Origin of the sequence: Acinetobacter sp. KS-LM10 (assembly GCF_036896575.1) — a bacterium.
Classification (GTDB): Bacteria; Pseudomonadota; Gammaproteobacteria; order Pseudomonadales; family Moraxellaceae; genus Acinetobacter; species Acinetobacter avistercoris.
Genome location: NZ_CP145906.1, coordinates 1370697 through 1391762, shown reverse-complemented (window position 1 = coordinate 1391762; position 21066 = coordinate 1370697). Strand labels below are relative to the sequence as shown.

The following is a 21066-nucleotide window of genomic DNA, read 5'->3' as shown; positions in this document are numbered from 1 at the left end:
CGAATAATTGTTGATCATCTAATTATTGGCCACTTAAATATTGACCATTTAAATATTGGTCATTTAAATAGTGGTCACTTAATTGAAGTTTATTGAGCATAATTTATGGAATTTCAACAAATAACGCATCCACTACAGACGTTATTTGCATCGCAATCATTTCAAAATCTGGACTCGATTGCTGTTCGAGGCTGGTTTTATGCTCATCACTTAATAGCTTACTGTCTACATTCAAAATCTGATTTGTCATTAACGCATCGTTCATTTTCTTTCCAATCACAGCGCCAAAGATCATATCTGCTAAAAGACCTATGTCTAACTGTAATCTATGCTGAGCACGTGGAATTTTATCAATTGAATCCATTAAACTTTGACGGCTCTTTGAAATTCCCATTTGATAAAACGTATCTGCTAACCCTTCCGCCCCATAATTTTCTGCTATAGCCAAACGACAAAGCTTTAAATGTCGTTCCGATAAAACATATTCAGCAATCACATTTAGATGTCTTTTGAGTGCAGCAATTGCGGTGAGATTTTCTTCCAAAGTTAAAATTTGATCTGACCACACAAAACTGGAAGAGACTAAAGATTTTAACAGCGCTTTTTTATCTGAAAAAAGCACATATAGAGTTTTTTTAGACATCCCACTTTCTGCTGCAATTTCTGCCATCGTGACATTGGCAAAACCCTTAAGCCCAAACAATTTCTCTGCTGCACTAAAGATTTCTTTACAACGATCTTCGACAGGCATGGCCAACGGTCGCCCCATTTTCGACATGTTACTCTCACTTGACTTAGGAAACCCATTGGTTTCTAATGCGCTCATTCCTTTCTATCTTAGCCTATTTCAGTGCCTATGACTTCCTCTGCAACACGCTTCACGCCGCTACTGATTGGTGCATTAAGCACAATTGGTCCGCTCGGTATTGATATGTACCTACCCAGTATTCCTGCAATGGCAGCAAGCTTAAACACGTCAGAAGGTGCGATTCAGCTCAGTTTAATGACTTTTTTTGTGGGTTTGATGCTGGGTCAATTATTTTATGGCCCACTTTCGGACAAATTTGGCCGTAAGCCAATGATCAATTTAGGTCTAATCATTTTTATCATTGGTTCAATCGGCTGTGCTTTTGCTGAAAATGTTACACAGCTACATGCACTACGTTTGCTTCAAGGCTTAGGCGGCTCAATTGGTATGGTCATCGCTTTTGCGATGATTAAAGATTTATACCAAGGCCCAATGATGGGTAAAATAATGTCCATGGTTTTAGCGATTTTAGGATTGTCTCCTGTCCTCGCTCCGCTCATTGGTAATGGACTACAGACTTTAGATTCTTGGCGAGCAATTTTCATTTTCTTGGCAATCTATTCAGCGATTATTTTAGTGGCTTGTGCAAGTCTACTGCCAGAAACACGGTCAATCAAACACCGAAATGACTTTAAACTCAGCAAAACTTTTCATCATTATTTAAATATTGCAACTGATCGTAAGTTTATCGTCTATGCTCTTACTTTATGTATTGCTCAAGCAGGTTTCTTTGCATATTTAGCAGGTTCCGCGAGTGTATTTATCAGTGAATACCAACTCAGCTCGACTCAGTTTAGTGTTTTATTTGCCGTCAACGCGCTTGGTCTTGTTGCTTCGGCTATTTTCAATCCAAAATTGCATGAAAAGTATGGTGCTCTCAAAACTTATAAGATCATTAATAGCGCTTATTTCATCGTCATTGCCTTATTATTTGCTTACTTAAGTTTGGGTTATTCACATCTTTATGTGCTGTGTACTGGTTTATTTGTCGTAGTGTCACTCTTAGGCTTCATCATGCCAACAGGCAGCCAATTGGCCTTGATGCGTCAACATGAACATACAGGAACTGCTTCTGCATTACTCGGTTCAATGCAATTTGGTGCGGGTGCTATCATTTCAGCCCTTACCGGTGCACTGGCGATCTGGGGAGGCTTAGGTTTAGTGATGGTTATTTTCATCTGTGCACTCATATCTGTATTGATGTGCCATATTTTGTTTGAAAAAAATATTCCAATCACACACACACATTAAAACTTATTATTGATATTATTCCGTCTTTAAAAGCCATCAATTGATGGCTTTTTTTATAAACAACTCTTTGAATATCTATTTTCTAAAAACGTCGATCTTGTAATTGTAAATTTAAAACTTCTGCGCTCAATTTTTATAGAATAAAGACTTATAAATTCAGTACTTATTTTTAGTTTGATTTGTTTATTCATCAATAAAACTGTATTAAATATTTTCTGCTGATGATCTTAATATTTTATATAAATAAATACGGCGCTTAATTATATAAAAAAATTAATAAATTCAAATAACTAAACCTATTAAACACACATATCAAAAATGTATATATTTTTATCTTAATTTAATTTTTGTATAAATATCAACATGCATGTAAATACTGATCCTCATATTTATCTCGATACATTTTAGGATTTACATTATGAAATTGAATGTTATACGAAAAAGGATTTTACTCACTGGTGTCGCGCTAACATTGTTTAGTGCTTATAGTTTTGCTGCGCTTCCAACGACTTTAAAATTAGATTATGCCTATTATGCACCCACCAGTTTGGTGGTCAAAGAGCAAAAATTATTAGAAAAAGCTTTACCAAAGACGCAAATTAAGTGGGTCTTTAGTCAAGGAAGTAATCGCTCATTAGAATATTTGAATAGCAATAGTATCGATTTTTCATCTACAGCAGGACTTGCTGCCGTCCTCAGTCGAGCGAATGGTAGTCCAATTAAAACAGTTTATATCCAAAGCCAACCTGAATGGACTGCACTGGTCGTTGCTAAAAATTCTCCCATTAAAAAATTACAAGATTTAAAAGGTAAGAAAATCGCTGCAACCAAAGGAACAGATCCCTTTTTGTTTACTTTACAAGCCCTTGATACGGTCGGCTTAAATAAACGAGATGTGCAATTGGTTCACTTACAGCATCCTGATGGAAAGACTGCTTTAGAGCGTGGTCAAGTCGATGCTTGGGCTGGACTTGATCCGTTAATGGCTTCAGCTCAAATTCAATCTGGTGCGAATCTACTCTACAGAAATGTGGGTTTCAATAGTTATAGCGTACTCAGTACCAAAGAGTCTTTTAGCAAAGAAAGTCCTGAAGCCGTTGAAGCTGTAATTAAAGCTTATGAACAAGCACGAAAATGGGCAAAAGCAAATCCAGAAAAATTGGCTGAACTTTTAGCACGAGAAGCAAAATTACCACTTGCTGTCGCGAACCTACAATTAAGCCGAACCAATTTCGATCAAAATACACCAAGCACCAAACATGTCAGCGCATTAAAGAAATCAGGCAGTATTTTGACTGAAGAAGAATTGGTTCGTAAAGGAACAGATGTTAACCAAGTGATCGATCAACTCTTTGACGCAAAATTTGCAAAAAAGGTTATTCGTTAATATGGTTGTTCCTTCGAAATCATTAAAAGCGAAGTCTCTGAAAAATACAGATTCTGGAGCTGCTTCAATTTTATCGCGTTATTTCTCAAAATGGGCCAAGGCAATCACCTTGCCTATTTTGCTGATTATAATTTGTGAATATCTAGTGCGTAGTGGTTTTATCGAACCTTATTTACTGCCCGCACCTAGCAGCTTATGGCAGTCTCTCAAAGATTTGGCTGAATCGGACTTACTTCAACATATCTGGACCAGTACCTGGCGGGTTTTTCTTGGTTTTGGAATTGGGAGTATTTTAGGATTATTTTTTGCGATTTTAGTGGGTTTAAATAAGCAGGCAGAGGCTTTTTTAGAACCTAGTTTTTCTGCAATAAAATCCATCCCAAGTCTAGCGTGGATACCATTGCTTCTGCTTTGGCTTGGAATTGATGAAGGTTCAAAGATTACCTTAATTGCCATTGGTGCTTTCTTCCCCATCTATACCAACACGGTCTCCGGGATTCACGGGGTTGATCGAAAATTAATTGAGTTGGCAAAGGTTTACCGTTTGTCTTATCTACAGCAAATTCGTCAGATCATCTTACCTGCAGCATCTCCAAGTATTTTGACAGGATTGAGAGTCAGTTTAAGTTTATCTTGGATGTTTATGATCGCCGCCGAATTGATCGCAGCTACACAAGGGATTGGCTATTTACTTAGTGATGGTCGAGAAACATCCCGTCCTGATATTGTCATTATTGCGATTATTCTCTTGGCCGTTTTGGGTAAAATCAGTGATGGTTTAATGAGACTGATAGAACATTGGTTGTTACGTTGGCGGGATGTTGTCAAATAAAGATTAAATAAAAAAGCGCATACAATGCGCTTTTTTATAATGACTGACTCACATTTTAATTCGGCCACTGACCCATAGTAACGCGATCATTACCGCCATAATCTTTAACGGTACTAATTTTTTTGAAATGCGAATCTTTAAAGATTTTTTGCACAGCATCAGACTGATCATAACCGTGCTCAATCACGATCCAGCCTTTTGCTGTCAACATTTTTTTGCCCACTTGAACAATATGTTCAATATCTGCAAGTCCATGTTTATCCGAAACCAAAGCACGCTTAGGTTCAGAAGCAAGCCCTTTCATGTGTTTATCATTTTCTGCAATATAGGGCGGATTTGAAACAATCACATCAAAAAACTGATTACGTCCCAACGCTTTAAACCATGAACCACAAGCAAATTTCACCTGATTTAAATCATGTTTTTCGGCATTAAATTGTGCCACTTCCAAAGTCGGTGCATAAATATCAGTTGCAGTGATATCCCACTCTGGACGCTCACTCGCAAGTGATAATGCAATTGCTCCAGTGCCTGTTCCCAAATCTACAATACGAGCATCTTTAGGTAAATCTAGACGCAAAACTGTTTCAACTAGAATTTCAGTATCAGGACGTGGAACCAAGGTGTCTTTAGTCACTTTTAGGTCAAGCGTCCAAAAAGGTTGAGAACCTGTCACATAAGCCAAAGGCTCACCTGCCTCAATGCGTTTTAAAGCAGCCACATAATCTTGTTCTTGCTCAGCAGTCAGTTCTTGCGTTTTCTTCATGACCAAATCAAACGAATCAATTTTGGTAATGTGTTCAAGCAACCATTCATTTTCTTGGCGCTCGTAACTTTCAACTTCACCGCGTAAGGCCAAAGCCTGTCCAATATTCATTATCCACCATTCTGCTGTGCGAGCATTGCTAACATATCTGCTTGATATTCACGATGTAAACTGTCCAGTAATTCAGTTAAATCACCTTCCATCACGGCATCTAACTTATATAATGTTAAGTTAATGCGATGATCAGTCATACGTCCTTGCGGATAGTTATAAGTACGTATACGCTCCGAACGGTCACCCGATCCCACTAAGTCACGGCGCATTTCAGATGTAGCTGCGTCTGCCGCAGCACGTTTGGCATTTTCTAAACGTGAAACCAACAAGGCCATCGCTTTGGCTTTGTTTTTATGTTGTGAACGTTCGTCCTGACACTCAACCACAGTACCTGTCGGTAAATGAGTAATTCGAACAGCTGAATCCGTTTTGTTAATATGCTGACCACCCGCACCCGAAGCACGATAAGTATCAATACGCAGTTCAGAAGAGTTAATTTCAACAGATGTATCAACATCAATTTCAGGCAAAATAGCCACAGTACATGCTGAAGTATGAACACGGCCTTGCGATTCAGTCGCGGGTACACGTTGTACACGGTGTGCGCCACTTTCGAATTTCAAACGACCATACACCCCATCACCATTGATGAGACAAATGACTTCTTTATAACCGCCATGCTCGCCTTCATTTTCAGAAAGTACTTCAATACGCCAACCCATATTTTCTGCATATTTACTATACATACGATATAAATCGCCTGAGAAAATTGCGGCTTCGTCGCCCCCTGTTCCAGCGCGTATTTCTAAATATGCAGAGTTTGCATCATTAGGATCTTTCGGAATCATTAAAATATTTAAATCAGCTTCAAGCTGACCAATGAGCGCTTTATTTTCCTTAATTTCTTCTTGAGCCATCTCTTTAAAATCTGGATCAGAAGCCATTTCCCCAGCGGTCAAAATATCTTGCTCGGCTTGAAGATATTTTTTCCACACATTGGTGATTTCAGTTAAATCATTATGTTCACGTGACAAATCACGGAAACGTTTATTGTCTGAAATAACTTGAATATCTGCCAATAATGCTTCTAACTCTTCATGACGATCACAAAGTTGGTCTAATCGTAAACGTAACGATTCTTTCATTTTAAATAGGATCTCAAGCTAAGGACTCAACCAAATACACTACACCGCTCAATGCACGATAGTGATGGTCAGTAAATTCTAAATTAAGCATAGTTTACCGATTCTCGAGTTTAAAAGACATATCTAGCCCTCAATCAGCAATAAACTAAAAGCGAATAACGCAATATAGAGTTGTTGAATATTAAATAGATTCGGAGTGAGCTACATTGAATATTTGATCAATCCTCTTCAATATTTAGAAATCAACCACTCAGTTCAAGACAGCTCAATATATTAAAGCTTAATAAAGTTGAACTAGAGCATAGAAATAAAAATCTAATACAGTGATATTTCTAACATCTTCATATTTTCTACGTATTCTCTTTTTATTCGTCTAGTTTTTAAACGCTTGTAATATAAAGACAACAACTGTATACGAAACTGCATCATTCTCTGTTTTCATCTCCATATTTAAAGCTCATATTTTTGTTACATTTGTCTCAACGAAATATTTTGAGTCCTATTCACTTGGACATGGAGTTAAAAATGAAATTGAATACTTTATTGATGACAGCTACATTGGCAACTGCTTCTATGTTCACTGTGACTGCTCATGCAGACAGTACAGCTCGTGTTGCAGCTGCAAGTGCATTAGGGAGTGTTGCAGGTACAGCCCTAGGTAAAAATATGGGCGGTAATACAGGCGCAACGATTGGTGCTGCTTTAGGTGGTGCAGGTGGTGCGGCCGTTGCCAGCAATAAACGTAACCGTACTGAATCTGCGATTGGTGGTGCCCTAGGTGGCGGTGCAGGTTATACCGTTGGTAAAAATATGGGTGGTTCAAACGGTGGTTACATCGGTTCTGCTTTAGGTGCTGCTGGTGGTGCTGCTTTGGGTAATAAAATTTCTAAAGATAAGATTTCTGACGCACGCCAAGATCGTAAATGGAAGAAAAAACGTAATCGTCGTCATTAATTTCTTATTTTTAAAGCACATTCTATTTTATAAGCATGTTCTTTATAATTATATTCTCTTTTACAAGCACCCTCGGGTGCTTTTTTTTATATAAAATTCATAAATGTATCTTCATTATGAATTAATTTTGAAGGAGAAAATACAAATCATAAACGTTAGCTCCACGCTCCCTAATCAATGATTTTTTATATTGAATCCATCCAATAAATATAGCTTCGTCAAGGAGTCCGTTATGAAATTCAAGTCAATCGTCTTTGCTGCCGTAATCGCAACCGTGGGTATCACTACGGCTCAAGCAGATAATTCTACACGTGTTGCATTAACATCTGCACTCGGTGGTGTCGTTGGCGCCGCTATTGGCGATAAAATGGGCGGCTCAACTGGCGCAATGATTGGTTCAGCAATTGGTGGTGCAGGTGGCGCCGCTGCCTCTGCCAGTAAAAGCGATCGTAATGCTGCTGCGATTGGTGCAGCTTTAGGTGGCGTTGGCGGTTATACCGTCGGTAATAACATGGGGGGTTCCACTGGTGGATATGCCGGTGCTGCAATTGGTTCTGCAGGTGGTTCGGTACTCGGTAAGAAAGTATCAGAAGATCGTCGTTATGATGACCGATACGACCGTAACAATCGCTATGACCGTCGTGATCGAAACTATCGTAATAACAATTATCGCTACAATGATCGTGACTACCGTGGAAACAATGGACGACATCAAGGTTGGTATAAAAACAACCGTTAATTCTTCCTTTTTCTTTTTCAGCACCTTCGGGTGCTTTTTTTATTTAAGACAAAATATCAAGATAAATCAATCAGCCACACTTATATCGTTTTTTTTCAATATACATTATTTCATGAAAGACGTATCATCAAATCAGTCCCCAAATTAGAGATGCTCAATGCGAACTTTGCAAGACATTAAATTTTCAGTCTTAGAATTAGCACCCGTTCGAGATGATAAAACGATCGAGTTTTCACTAAAGCACGCTTTAGAACTTGCTCAACAGATTGAGAAGTTAGGTTATGAACGTTTATGGTTAGCTGAGCATCACAATATGGATGGCATTGCCAGTTCGGCAACCGCTGTATTGCTAGGTTATCTACTTGCCAACACACAAAGCTTAAAAGTCGGTTCTGGCGGTATTATGCTACCAAATCATGCACCTTTGGTGGTCGCAGAACAGTTCGGCACACTCGCGACATTATATCCTAATCGTGTTGAACTAGGCCTCGGACGCGCGCCAGGAACAGATCAAGTGACCATGCGGGCTTTACGTCGTGGACGTCAAGAAACTGAAGAACAATTTCCACAAGATGTATTAGAAATTCTCAGTTATTTAGGTGATCCTAAACCAAATCAACGCATTACAGCAACACCGGGGCAAGGTACTAACGTTCCAGTCTGGTTGCTGGGCTCAAGTCTGTTTAGTGCACAACTGGCAGCAAAACTTGGATTACCCTACTCCTTTGCTTCACATTTTGCTCCACGTATGTTGGGTCAAGCAATTCAGCTCTACCGTGATCATTTTGAACCCTCTATTTATTTAGATCGACCTTATGTTTCAATGGGTGTGCCTACAGCAATTGCTGATACAGATGAAGAGGCAGAGTTTTTAGCTACCAGTGCTTATCAACGTGTATTAGGTTTAATGCGAGGTGAAAGTCTTAAACTTAAAGCTCCAGTTCCAACTATGGATGGTCGATGGTCAGCTGCTGAAAAAATGTCAGTCGATAATTTCTTTACGCTGGCGCAAATTGGCTCACCTGAAACAGTGAAAATGGGACTCGAACAATTATTAATTCCTTATGATGTCGATGAGTTTATTTTTACATGTGATATTTATGACACCGATAAACGTATTCGTAACTTCGAATTATTGATGCAACTCAAAAATTCTTAATAAAAGTTCCTAATATTGTTAAGAACTAACATCCTATGAACATGAAAAGCCTTTCACAATTGAAGGGCTTTTTTATTGCATTACTTTGATTAACAAGATTAATAGATCTGTTTCACAAGTCGAAAAATGTTCATTGAACCACAATAAACTCATATGTAAAAATTCCTTCTACTATTAAGAAGATTAAAATGAGGAATTACTCATGATGAGTGTGTTATATGAAAAATGACTTTTGAAAGAAGTCTAATATCACTCAAATCCATCATTCAACTTCATATTTAACAATTCAATTTGATCATCAATCATTTTGTAATTAGTCCAAACTTCCTTTTACCCATCCTGCTTTATACGGCATAATAAAATCAGACCAATTTCAATAATAAAACCTCATACAACAATTAAATCTGGACATCGTCATGGATCATTATATTAACAAACCTACATCCGCTTTTATTGCAGCAAGCTGGGTTGCACTACTCGCAGGGGCGTTAGCCTATGTCGTGGGACTATACAATGCCAATATGCTGCTGAATGAAAAAGGCTATTATCTTGTGGTCATTCTTTACGCCCTATTTGCATCAGTATCACTTCAAAAAGTTGTTCGTGATAAACTCGAAGGCTTAGCTGTAACTGCTATTTATTATGGACTTTGCTGGGTTTCTTTGATCATTTGTATTGCTTTACTGGCACTCGGACTATGGAATGCTTCACTTGAATTAAGTGAAAAAGGTTTTTATCTCATCTCGTTCCTACTCAGTTTATTTGGTGCTGTTGCGGTACAAAAAAATATACGAGATCTTGAATATCTAAGTACTCATTCATCTCCAATGATTTCATCGACAAAAAACCTCTCTGAATCAAATTATAAAGAGTCAGAAGAACCACTCGAATAATCAAATCACTTAACTAAACGTAAGCACGTGAAAGACTGCATTTCACGTGTCTATTAACGCTACGCTGATCGTTAGCAAATTTTTCATCTCGATTTAATGTTTTTATAACGCGTTTTTGAATAATACAATTTTGAATGTTTTATTAAGCCAACAATACAGCTGTGGATGACTGACAAGATTCAAATAGAGCTTTACCTCAAGCGCTATTAGATATATCAATGAACAGCAAAATCCAAAAAAGCTAAAACAACAATTAGGTAATGAAATGAAAAATAGGAATCAAAATCACAGGGATGATTTTTTTCAGAATAGTGCTGAGTATTTTGAAAATTATGCAGGCAAAATCATTGCGGCAGAAGATATCAAACTCAATGAATTTAAAGATTTAAGCGTGGCCATTATTGGAGCAAATCAATTATCTGTTTCACTTCTTGAGTTTATTCGTCTGAAAGCTAAGTCTGTCAAGGTTTTTCAAATCAAACCACACTTTGTACTTCCGCACACAGCAAAAGGTGTACAGCGATTGGTCTCACATCCGTTAATGATCAAAAATCGTCGCTTATTTAACAATCAAATTAAGTCACTGCTTGCAATTCGATATTTAGAATCACAAGTGAGTGATACATGGCTAAAACATCAATTGATGCCAAACTCAGCCTCTGAGCGAAAAGTATTTTTTAAGTCTGATACTTATTATTCATCACTGCAAAGTAGTAATTGCAAACTGATTACTTGGCCTATAGTGAAAATAACGGAAGAAGCAATTCAAACGATGGACGGGATTGAACACTTAGTCGATCTTATCGTGCATACATATGTCAAATAGTCTTAGGTTGATGATCCAGCTTTAAATCCTGTATAAAAAGTTTTTAATCTCATTATCTTTTCAATCTCATTATCAATGAAAAAAGGAGCAAAATTGCTCCTTTTAATGACTAGACAATTAATTTTAAATTTTAAAATAATTTTAAATCAGTTCTTCATCATCAATCACATTAACGATTCATTTGATAATCGTATAGTTCACCATTTTCATCATAGTGAAGTACTACACGTTTTGAAGCTTTCATCGCTTCAAGCTCAGCTGGACTAATGATTAGATATTTCGCCAAAATCGAATTGTTAACATTGCTTACTTCTTTTATCTCATGTTGTTTTCTAAATCTAATCCAATTGAAGCTTGCCCACGACAATAGCGTTGCACCAAAAAATATAATCAGAACAGCTAACCACATAATATTTAACAGTTGAATATGGAACTCTTCTGCGAAGATATAATTTCTAATTAAATTACCTTGGTACAACCATAATATTAAGGTCAATAAAGGGACAAATAGAAAACTCCAGAATGACCAACCGGTAAATTGCAGTAAATAATGTCCTTGCTTATTTTTCACAAATTTTGATTTATCAATATATTGTGGCAAATCCAAGTCATTATCCTGAGCTAAATCATTTTTCAGTTTAATTTCATTCATTTGTTATTCTCCTTTGAATCCACGATCCGGACTTACCCATCTCGCTCGTTTATTTCGATTAAATAGTGCTTTAGGAACAGCAACCACGTTTGTCATGACGGATAACACCCAGAAAAAAATCGGATACCAAATCACCCAAAAATAATTTCTAAAAAAGCGTCCTTCGTCATAGCGCTTATCTATCCAAAGGCTAATAAAAAACTGTATGAGACAAGTAATCGCCAATATCACCCCATACCATTGCGGCATTAACGATTTAATTTGCCATGAGCTTGAATAGTCGATAAACAAACCCGTAAGGAATAAAAATACGATCAGTAAAATTAAATAAGACCAGATCACACTGAGCATGCATTCAATCGCGACTGGCCACATCCCTATCATTTTAAAACTGAACATTTTAGGTAAGTAGGTTTTCAGGACTTCTACACCGCCCTGTGCCCAGCGAACTCTTTGCTTCCAAAGCCCTATAAATGTTTCTGGCATGTAGATATAGCAAAGTGCATTCGGTACATAGTGAATCTTCCAGCCATCTATCTGGATTTTCCACGAGATATCAATATCTTCAGTGATCTTATCTGGAGACCAAAATCCTACACGCTCTAAAGCTGTTTTACGAAAACCAGCAATTACCCCCGAGACTGTAAAGATACGGCCATACGTTCTTTGGGCACGCTTGATAAGCCCGATAATCGATGAAAATTCGCCGACTTGTAACTTACCTAAAATACTCGAACGATTGATAATTCTTGGATTACCAGTCACTGCACCAACATGTCCAAAATTCAGTAATTGATGCATCATCCATAACACTGCATGTGGATGTAGTAAGGCATCACCATCTATACAGATCAGATATTCATAACGGCTGAGCATTGCACCCGAACGTAATGCATAGGCTTTGCCCTGATTGTTGGCGAGATGTATGACGCGTAACTGTTCATGTTCTTTCACCATTTCGTCTAGAATCGCCGCTGTCTGATCCGAACTACCATCATTAACAGCAATCACCTCAAAGTTGGGATATTGAGTCTGCAACGCATAACGAATAGTTTCTCTGACTTGCTCATCTTCATTGAAGCAAGGAATAATAATACTTGCCCCTTCCTCACTGGGTTCAGGCAAAGCTCTTTGTTTAAACTCGTATTTAAAGAAAAACCAGACTCCACCGATCATCCACGTCCAAGCCATCACCAATGGATATAAGAATGAAAATGAAAATATAAAATCAACAATACTCATTTCTTAACGCCTTGCTTTGAGTCAATTTGAAATGGATCTTGATAAAGCAATGCGCTCGAATTCAAACTCAGTGGTGTATATAAATGTCGATGAACCTGTTCAGCATTGTCAAAATCATAGTGAGATATGGCGAGTTTTTGAATGCCTGATCTTTGTAAGTGCTGTAATTGTTCACTCAAGAGTTTCCATTCTTTTTGACTCTTCAGCGTGTCATTGTTGAGCGTCACCATCAATTTTGTTTTTTCAAAAGCACTAAAATTTTTAAGTTGATCAATAAATGATTTTAAAAGTTTAGGGTTTTCTAGACTGCTTATTTCAAAATTAATTAATGAAAAATCATCATTTAAAACACTCACGACTTTACTCAGTGATTGGCTTACGGTATCGGGGTAGTTCAGCTGTAAATAAAATTTTTGTCTATTACTACTATTTAAATACTGATTAGTTCGCTTTTGGATAGCATCACTTAAATGAATGACGGCATTGAGATCTGACTGACAATTGCGGTCTAAAACTGCGTTGTTTTGGAAAATACATGCTAAACGATTTTGAGTATTCAGCAGAATGCCATCTATGCTTTTATTATTTTTAATCAAATCCTCAGCTAAATCGACCACTAACAAAGGCTTTGATGGATCTGGATAAATCGGTAGTTGTGCAACTACACGATTAAATACACGCGTTCTCGCCTGCCAAGTCACTCTATTCAACACATCTTGATCTAGTTTTAAGTCAGTCGTTGGAAAATAAGCCTGATCATAAATACCATCTTTGTTCGTATCATGGAGTACTTTCAAAATCAGCGTGTTGGTAGATAAAGCACTAATCTGATTTAATGCTGAGCCTAATATTTGATTGGCTTGTTCTTCATTTTGAGATTTAAATTGTTTTAAATCTATCGTTAAAGCTCGAATTGGATTGTAACTCTCCAGTTGTTGCGTTATTTCAAACTCTCTCATTTGTTGATTTAAATCCTCAGCACTTGGGTTATTCATCACCAATCCACGCTGATAAATTGCATCATTCTTTTTATTTGGCGTGCTTAGCCCCAAGCTAAAGGACAATGGGAAGCCTGCTTGAGCAGCAATTTTGGTTGTTTCAGCGTTGACCGCACCATATGGCCAAATGATCGCCAAAGAATCAATTCCAAGCTCTTTGTTCAATACGTCTTTTGATCTTTTGAGATCCCGATATAAGCGCTGTTGATATTCAGCTTCAGTTTCATAACGTTTCAGCTGTGGAAAATATTGATGTGTTAAGGCAGCAGGTTGCTGATTCCCTTGTGGATTTGACAAAATGCCTTTATGCAAATCATCAGAATGGCTGGCAAATTCGACTAAACCTGATTTTTTCATCTCACGCATTTGCGCCCAAGTCATCAAATTGCCTTGCCCATACGCTTCATAGGCAGCTTGTGTATTGCCATTTGTCCAACTGGTCACAATTGCAAAAACGACAGGAATTTTGTACTGCTGAACTAAAGGATAGACATGGGTATAGCCACTCAGCGCACCATCATCAAAACTAATGACCACAGCATTTTCTGGCAAGGGAGTCCCATTTTTCTTTGCTTCAGCGATCTCTTGTAAACTGATTGGGCGCCACGGGGATTCTTTTATCCACTCAAAAAACTGGACTAAATTTTGTGTACTGACCGCATAAACATCTTTATCGCCCTGTTTCAATACGTCATCTCGAACATCATGAAAAGTTAAACCGATAAAGCTACTCTCATCAGATGTTTGAGCATTTTGTATTTGCGCGTAACTTGGCGAATGATACAAACCAAGTGCTAATACCATTGAGCTGAGTGTTATATTTTTTTTCATTAGAATTTACCTTCAAAGCCCAACTGGCCATACCATTTTTTTTCTTTCACTCCGTCGTAGGGATGCATTCCCCAGCCAACACCATATTGAAGTCCCCAAGTTCGCGTGATTTGCCATTGATGAACATAACGAATATCCACTACAGGCTCGGCATTAAACTCATTTTGTTTATAAAATCCAGTCGTGAGTGAAAATTTTTGCGTCAATGATTGTTCGTATTCACGCCAAGTTAACCAATCATGATTAAAATCAACACCCACACCAATACTTTTCTTTGGGCTGAAATAAGCAGTTTGTTCTAAACTATTACGACCTAGATAACTGGATAGCCCTACTTGAGTCTTATGATGTGCTTGCATGAAAATGTTTTGCTGATATCTTGCACTCAACTCTTGTCTTAAGTTTCCATCACTAATATCTGTAGACTGATATTGTAAAGAAGCTAGTTTTGATTCATTGGCTTGCCAAGATAAACCGGCCGTATACGACTGTGCATCCTCATTCATTTTGAGTGCTTGTAAAGGAATCTCAGCTTGAGTTGAAAAACCCAAGTTATATCGCCAGTGATCATCGAGTCGATGATTCCAACTCGCATCGAAACCAAAATTTTCACCATTTAAATCTTGTGAAAGCATCACGGAAATAGACTTTTGTTTTGAGTCCCACTCTCCACCAATACCTAAACGCTCATCTCTAATTTTGCCTTCGCGATAATCACCCATCTTGTGCTTATACTGGGTAAAAACACGGTAATTATCATCAATCCAAGGTGTATTTAACCGAGTTGTTGATTCAACATCTTTAGTCCCTCTCAACGTTTCCAAGACTTGATTTTGATCGGCTTTACTCTTTGAAAGTCGTGAATCATGCGAAATAGAAAAACGTTCCCGATCATTAAGTTCTTTATTACTTTTAATCACGCTGGTATCTGTAGGATAGCGTTGACTTAACTTTATGGTCTGATTACGCCAAGCTGAAATATCACCAAGTGCTTGTTGGTTTTGCATTTCATTAATAGACGTGCTTTTAGATATCGGCTCTATACCATTTAAACGTTTTAATGTTTGTTCAGATTGCTGAGGTTTTTCGCGCCAACGTTGGATTCGTACGAGGTTGTTGATCACTTCCTCATTATTGGGTGCACGTTCAATATGATGAGTTAAAAACTTTTCAGCGGCATTCAAATGATTCGAATAAGCAAGCGAAAGTGCTTTTAAATTTTCGTAGTCATTTCGTTCAGGATGTACACGCTTATCGACCCCTTTTGCCAGACTGTATTGAAAGGTAGGCGTCTTAGAATCAATGTCTTTGATCAAAGCATTGGCTTGTTTATATTTCTCTTGTGCAATCAGTGCGTAATATAAAGAGGTATAAACATTCATATCCGCATAATTTTTTTCACTGAACAGTGAATTATAAAATCGCTCAGCTTTGGTGGCTTGTTGTGTTGCAAGGTATGCATCTGCAATCGAATGCCTTACATATGCAGGTATATCGGTCAATGGCAGATTGAGTTTATCACTGACTGCCAACACTTCTCGATGATGGCTGCGATAGCTTAGCGCATAAATATATTCAAATTGAAAACGACGATACAAATCTGGATCTGGTTTAAATTCCGACTCAATGTCTGTGGCATGTTTTAAAACTTGATCAATCTGTGCAAAGCTCTGGTGATCTGCTTGCCCTTGATTGGCTAAAAGTTTTTGACTCTTAATCGCATTTTTAATGGATTCAGAGAATTGTCCCAACAAGGTCTGTCGTCGGCGCGTATGGGTTAAATCAATTTCAGGATTTTGATGAATCCATGCCAAAGCTTGTTGATACGATCCCAATGCGATTAATACATTCAGATATTCTTGTTGAGATGTAGCATTAATGTCCTCAATATTATTTTTTTGAATGATGGCTAAAGCACGAATCGGTTGGTCAATCATTCGGTACGCATAAGATAATTGAATCAACTGATCTTCATTTGCCTGCTCAACATCTATTTTCTTTAATTGAGCTGCAGCTTCCAGCTTTTGCTGATTCTCAGCCAGTAGAACTGCTTTTAGAATGTCGAAATCAATCGAGTTATTAATTTTTTTAAATTTTTCGAGTAAATGTAAAGCATTCGAAAATTGTTTTTTGTCTCTATAGGCTTTAATTAAAGGTAACTGAGCATAAGTTGGAAAGTCAGCAGCTTGAATATATTCTAACCACCGTAGATCTTCATCCAAGTACCGTTTGTTTTGTATCGACAGTAATAAATAATCAGCAATCAATTTTTGGTTATCTGGATTATTTTCTAATAATTGTTTGAGCTTGGAAAGTCCAACGTCAACCTTACCCTCTTTCACAGAAAGAACAATGTTTTCTCTCTTTTGATCAATTGCATTCGTATATAGAGTTGCTGCTTGAATATTCGTTACCGTTAATGCTAAAACTGTTATAGGAATAAAATGCTTCAAATTATAAAAATCGTATCTAGTTTTCATTCTAAAAAAATCACTTGTTGCCCCGAGTAAAGTGTGATGTATTTCTCAATTTATAAATATTATGCAATTTATTACAGAATTATCGTTATCTAATGTAACGTGAAAAATATGCAAATAATCAATTATTTTTTTTAATTCAATTCATTATAAAAAAAGCCAAAATCCAACACTTGTAATTACTTATATTTTATAAGGGTATTTTGTAAGTTCACGTAAATAAATCGATATTAATTTTCTTATTCGCACATAAAAAAAATTTTAGCAATCGCAGAAGTTAAAGTGAGATATGGCTATTTTTTTATTTCGTTGTTTTAAATTCACTGTCATCAAAACCCATAAAATTAATTTCCAATATTTCATAAAAAATCTCTGGATTAATTTTGAGCTTTATTTTGCAAGTCTTCTGAGTTTATTTATTGAAATTTTAGCTTACATGATAGCTTTAAATATTCATCGGAATCACAAACTCATACGTATTTTCTATTCCTCATAATTGATGAGTTCAAGCATTTCACAGATCGATTGTAGCTAAAACTTATTCTTAAAATTTGATTAATACGGTTGAGTAAAATGTATAAAAACAAAGTTTAATCAAAAAAAATTTGAGTCAGTAATCACTGGCTCAAATATAATAATATTGAATATGAAAGATAATTTTCAACCAATTCTACGTTTTAAACCTGTCATTTGAAGTACACGTGTTGAAATTTCCTCAATAGACATTTCTGAAACATCCAGATATTTAATTCCTTCAGAAATATAAATACCTTCTACCGCACGAAGTTCCATTTGACACTGACTAAAACTCGCATAACGACTATTGGCTTTTCGTTCAGTACGTATTGCCACCAAGCGTTCAGCATCAATCATCAAACCAAACAGTTTACTTTTATGCGCTTTAAGGACGGCTGGTAAACGATTGTCATCTAAATCTTCTTCGGTAAGAGGATAATTCGCTACACGAATACCAAACTGTAAAGACAAGTAAATAGAGGTTGGTGTTTTACCAGAACGTGACACCCCGATCAAAATAAGATCTGCTTTATCGTAATGACGCGTACGTGCCCCATCATCATTATCCAATGCAAAATGTACTGCATCAATACGTGATTTATAAGACTCGGAATCAGTTACCGCATGCGTCTGTCCGACTAAAGTTGTAGGCTCGGTTCCCAGTACTTCTGAGAGCTTACTGATCATGCCTTCAAACACATCTAAATTAACAGCATTGGCAGTGTTAATGATATCTCGGACATATGGATCAACCAGTGTATCAAATACCAAAGGCAACTGACCATCACGCGCTGAACGCTGGTTAATCTCAGCGACTACGGTGGTTGCAGCTTCTTCTGTGGTTATATAAGGAATAATATGAATATCAAAATCGACATGAGGAAATTGAGCCAATAAAGAATGTCCAAGTGTCTCAGCTGTAATCGCTGTTCCATCTGAAATAAAAAAAACACTCCGTTTAATTTCTTTACTTTCTGTCATTAAAATTGTCCTCAAATATTTGTTTAAGTACTATATAATCATTATAGTAAACCGTTCTTACATGGCTGTCGCTTAGTAAAATATTTTTGCTAAGTTTTTATTCAAAATATCATGCCAAGATAGTGATTAATACTGCATAAGTGGAGTAACAACTTTGGAAGCACGCGTAATCGGTCTGGAAAAACTAGGCAAGCACGACGTAGAAATCGTGGGTGGTAAAAACTCATCGTTAGGGGAAATGATCAGTCATTTAGCAAATGCTGGTGTTTCAGTACCAGGTGGTTTTGCAACGACCGCAGCTGCTTATCGTGAGTTTCTTGAGCAAAGCGGCTTAAATGCTAAGATTTCTGCAGAGCTTAAACAACTCAATGTTGATGACGTGAATGCACTAGCAGTAACCGGCGCTAAAATTCGCCAATGGATTGTAGATACCCCGCTTACAGCAACATTAGAAAAAGAAGTTCGTGACGCTTTCGCTACACTTTCTAACGGCAACCCAGATATCGCAGTTGCCGTTCGTTCTTCTGCGACTGCAGAAGATTTACCAGATGCGTCATTTGCGGGTCAACAAGAAACATTCTTGAACATTCGCGGTATTGATAACGTTCTCATCGCAATTAAAGAAGTCTTTGCATCATTATATAATGACCGTGCTATTGCTTATCGTGTTCATCAAAACTTTGATCATGACATTGTTGCATTGTCTGCTGGTGTTCAGCGTATGGTTCGCTCTGAAACAGGTGCTGCTGGTGTAATGTTTACACTCGATACCGAATCAGGTTTCCGCGATGTAGTCTTTATTACTGCCTCTTATGGTTTGGGTGAAATGGTGGTTCAGGGTGCAGTAAACCCAGATGAATTCTATCTTTCAAAACCGCTACTTAATGCTGGTAAACATTCAGTACTTCGTCGTAACCTTGGCTCTAAACATCAAAAAATGATTTATGGCGAAGAAGGCTCTACCAGCAAATCTGTTGTTGTCGTTGATGTTGAGAAACAAGATCGTCAACAATTCGCTTTAAACGATTTAGAACTTCAAGAATTAGCAAAACAAGCTTTGATCATTGAAAACCACTATGGTTCTCCAATGGATATCGAGTGGGCTAAAGATGGCGATGACGATCAAATTTATATCGTTCAAGCACGTCCTGAAACTGTAAAAAGTCGTGAAAATGTCGGCACTATGGAACGCTACCTGCTTAAACAAAAAGGTACAGTACTATGTGAAGGTCGTTCAATTGGCCAACGTATTGGTTCTGGTAAAGTACGTATCGTTTCATCAATTAAAGAAATGGATAAAGTACAAGCAGGCGATGTTCTTGTTTCAGATATGACTGACCCTGACTGGGAACCAGTGATGAAACGTGCCGCAGCAATTGTCACAAACCGTGGTGGACGTACATGTCACGCAGCAATTATTGCGCGTGAATTGGGTGTTCCTGCAATTGTTGGCTGTGGTAATGCAACTGAAGTTCTGGTCGATGGTCAAGAAGTTACAGTATCTTGTGCTGAAGGCGATACAGGCTTTATCTATGAAGGCGCTTTGGATTTTGAAATTCAACGTAATTCAATTGAATCTATGCCTCCTCTTCCTTTCAAAATCATGATGAACGTGGGTAATCCTGATCGTGCCTTTGACTTCGCTCAAATACCAAACGAAGGAATTGGCCTTGCACGTTTAGAGTTCATCATTAACCGTATGATTGGTGTGCATCCTAAAGCTTTACTGAATATTGAAAGCTTACCACGTGAAACACGTGCAGCGGTGATGTCACGTACAGCGGGTTATTCTTCTCCGATCGAATTCTATGTTGAGAAATTAGTTGAAGGTATTTCAACGCTTGCTGCTGCCTTTGCTGATAAACCTGTAATCGTTCGTATGTCTGACTTTAAGTCAAATGAATATGCAAACTTAATCGGCGGTAAGTTATACGAGCCAGAAGAAGAAAACCCAATGTTAGGTTTCCGTGGTGCAAGCCGCTATGTTTCTGACAATTTCCGTGATTGCTTTGAACTTGAATGTCGTGCATTGAAAAAAGCGCGTGACGAAATGGGCTTGACCAATATTCAAATTATGATTCCTTTCGTACGTACTGTGGCGGAAGCGAAACGTGTAATTGAACTGTTAGGTCAAAACGGTTTAAAACGCGGTGAAAATGGCCTTAAAGTCATTATGATGTGCGAATTACCGACCAATGCACTATTAGCAGAGCAGTTCCTTGAACACTTCGATGGTTTCTCAATCGGATCAAATGACTTAACACAATTGACATTGGGTCTAGACCGAGATTCTGGTATTGTATCTCACCTGTTTGACGAACGTGATCCAGCAGTGAAAGCACTCCTTTCTATGGCGATTCAAGCTTGTCGCAAAGCAGGCAAATACGTTGGTATTTGTGGTCAAGGTCCTTCGGATCACCCAGATTTAGCACAATGGTTAATGGAACAAGGAATCGATACTGTTTCTTTAAATCCAGACTCTGTTTTAGACACTTGGTTCTTCTTATCAGAAGAAAAAACTAAACAAGCGTAATAAAACGTGTTAAAAAAAGTCC

The 21066-nt window shown here is 37.6% G+C and carries 16 protein-coding genes and 1 pseudogene; 9 read left to right on the top strand and 8 right to left on the bottom strand.

Translation table 11 applies throughout. The features are described 5' to 3' along the window. Nucleotides 1–103: 103 nt before the first annotated feature. Nucleotides 104–826: a TetR/AcrR family transcriptional regulator gene (locus V5M36_RS06365; protein WP_338563205.1), complete on the bottom strand. Its 723-nt coding sequence runs from the start codon at nucleotides 824–826 to the stop codon at nucleotides 104–106. Between the two features lie 30 nt (nucleotides 827–856). Between V5M36_RS06365 and V5M36_RS06360 the strand changes: the two genes are divergently transcribed. From V5M36_RS06360 to V5M36_RS06350, 3 genes and pseudogenes are all read left to right on the top strand, one after another. After that, nucleotides 857–2059 carry a multidrug effflux MFS transporter gene (locus V5M36_RS06360; RefSeq protein ID WP_338563202.1) on the top strand — a complete coding sequence of 401 codons (1203 nt, stop codon included), beginning with the start codon at nucleotides 857–859 and terminating at the stop codon, nucleotides 2057–2059. A 418-nt stretch (nucleotides 2060–2477) separates the two neighbouring features. Then, nucleotides 2478–3446, top strand: a complete 969-nt coding sequence (locus V5M36_RS06355; protein WP_338563199.1) for an aliphatic sulfonate ABC transporter substrate-binding protein — start codon at nucleotides 2478–2480, stop codon at nucleotides 3444–3446. An 88-nt stretch (nucleotides 3447–3534) separates the two neighbouring features. After that, a pseudogene (locus tag V5M36_RS06350) lies at nucleotides 3535–4278 on the top strand (ABC transporter permease); the annotation flags it as partial. A 55-nt stretch (nucleotides 4279–4333) separates the two neighbouring features. Here the strand turns inward: V5M36_RS06350 and prmC are convergent. Together prmC and prfA are read right to left on the bottom strand one after the other, a co-directional pair. Next, complete coding sequence (gene prmC, locus V5M36_RS06345) at nucleotides 4334–5155, bottom strand: peptide chain release factor N(5)-glutamine methyltransferase (protein ID WP_338563196.1); 822 nt, start codon at nucleotides 5153–5155, stop codon at nucleotides 4334–4336. After that, nucleotides 5155–6243, bottom strand: a complete 1089-nt coding sequence (prfA, locus tag V5M36_RS06340) for a peptide chain release factor 1 (RefSeq protein ID WP_338563194.1) — start codon at nucleotides 6241–6243, stop codon at nucleotides 5155–5157. Before prfA ends, prmC begins: the two co-directional genes overlap by 1 nt. Before the next feature lie 525 nt (nucleotides 6244–6768). On the opposite strand from prfA, the gene V5M36_RS06335 reads away from it, so the two are divergent. The 5 genes from V5M36_RS06335 (at nucleotide 6769) to V5M36_RS06315 (ending at nucleotide 10814) form a co-directional block, all read left to right on the top strand. Further along, on the top strand, nucleotides 6769–7197 hold the full coding sequence (locus tag V5M36_RS06335; RefSeq protein WP_338563192.1) for a glycine zipper domain-containing protein: 429 nt from the start codon (nucleotides 6769–6771) through the stop codon (nucleotides 7195–7197). A gap of 232 nt (nucleotides 7198–7429) precedes the next feature. Continuing rightward, nucleotides 7430–7936, top strand: a complete 507-nt coding sequence (locus V5M36_RS06330) for a hypothetical protein (protein WP_338563190.1) — start codon at nucleotides 7430–7432, stop codon at nucleotides 7934–7936. Between the two features lie 157 nt (nucleotides 7937–8093). Further along, a complete protein-coding gene (locus V5M36_RS06325; RefSeq protein ID WP_338563187.1) occupies nucleotides 8094–9095 on the top strand; it encodes an LLM class flavin-dependent oxidoreductase in 1002 nt (333 codons plus the stop codon). Between the two features lie 416 nt (nucleotides 9096–9511). Beyond that, the gene (gene yiaA / locus V5M36_RS06320; RefSeq protein ID WP_338563184.1) at nucleotides 9512–9988 is read left to right on the top strand and encodes an inner membrane protein YiaA; all 477 of its coding nucleotides are present in this window, start codon (nucleotides 9512–9514) and stop codon (nucleotides 9986–9988) included. 265 nt (nucleotides 9989–10253) lie between these two features. After that, the gene (locus V5M36_RS06315) at nucleotides 10254–10814 is read left to right on the top strand and encodes a flavoprotein (protein WP_338563182.1); all 561 of its coding nucleotides are present in this window, start codon (nucleotides 10254–10256) and stop codon (nucleotides 10812–10814) included. 169 nt (nucleotides 10815–10983) lie between these two features. On the opposite strand, the gene pgaD is transcribed toward V5M36_RS06315, so the two are convergent. From pgaD to ppsR, 5 genes are all read right to left on the bottom strand, one after another. Further along, nucleotides 10984–11466, bottom strand: a complete 483-nt coding sequence (pgaD, locus tag V5M36_RS06310; RefSeq protein ID WP_338563180.1) for a poly-beta-1,6-N-acetyl-D-glucosamine biosynthesis protein PgaD — start codon at nucleotides 11464–11466, stop codon at nucleotides 10984–10986. A 3-nt stretch (nucleotides 11467–11469) separates the two neighbouring features. Continuing rightward, entirely contained in the window at nucleotides 11470–12708 is a 1239-nt protein-coding gene (pgaC, locus tag V5M36_RS06305) for a poly-beta-1,6-N-acetyl-D-glucosamine synthase (protein WP_338563178.1), read from the bottom strand. After that, entirely contained in the window at nucleotides 12705–14537 is a 1833-nt protein-coding gene (gene pgaB / locus V5M36_RS06300) for a poly-beta-1,6-N-acetyl-D-glucosamine N-deacetylase PgaB (RefSeq protein ID WP_338563176.1), read from the bottom strand. Before pgaB ends, pgaC begins: the two co-directional genes overlap by 4 nt. Beyond that, complete coding sequence (gene pgaA / locus V5M36_RS06295; RefSeq protein ID WP_338563173.1) at nucleotides 14537–17017, bottom strand: poly-beta-1,6 N-acetyl-D-glucosamine export porin PgaA; 2481 nt, start codon at nucleotides 17015–17017, stop codon at nucleotides 14537–14539. The genes pgaB and pgaA overlap by 1 nt, the downstream gene beginning before the upstream one ends. Before the next feature lie 657 nt (nucleotides 17018–17674). After that, nucleotides 17675–18511, bottom strand: a complete 837-nt coding sequence (ppsR, locus tag V5M36_RS06290) for a posphoenolpyruvate synthetase regulatory kinase/phosphorylase PpsR (RefSeq protein WP_338563170.1) — start codon at nucleotides 18509–18511, stop codon at nucleotides 17675–17677. 154 nt (nucleotides 18512–18665) lie between these two features. Between ppsR and ppsA the strand changes: the two genes are divergently transcribed. Then, nucleotides 18666–21044 (top strand): phosphoenolpyruvate synthase, encoded by a 2379-nt coding sequence (gene ppsA, locus V5M36_RS06285; protein WP_338563167.1) that lies wholly within the window; start codon nucleotides 18666–18668, stop codon nucleotides 21042–21044. Nucleotides 21045–21066: the final 22 nt, after the last annotated feature.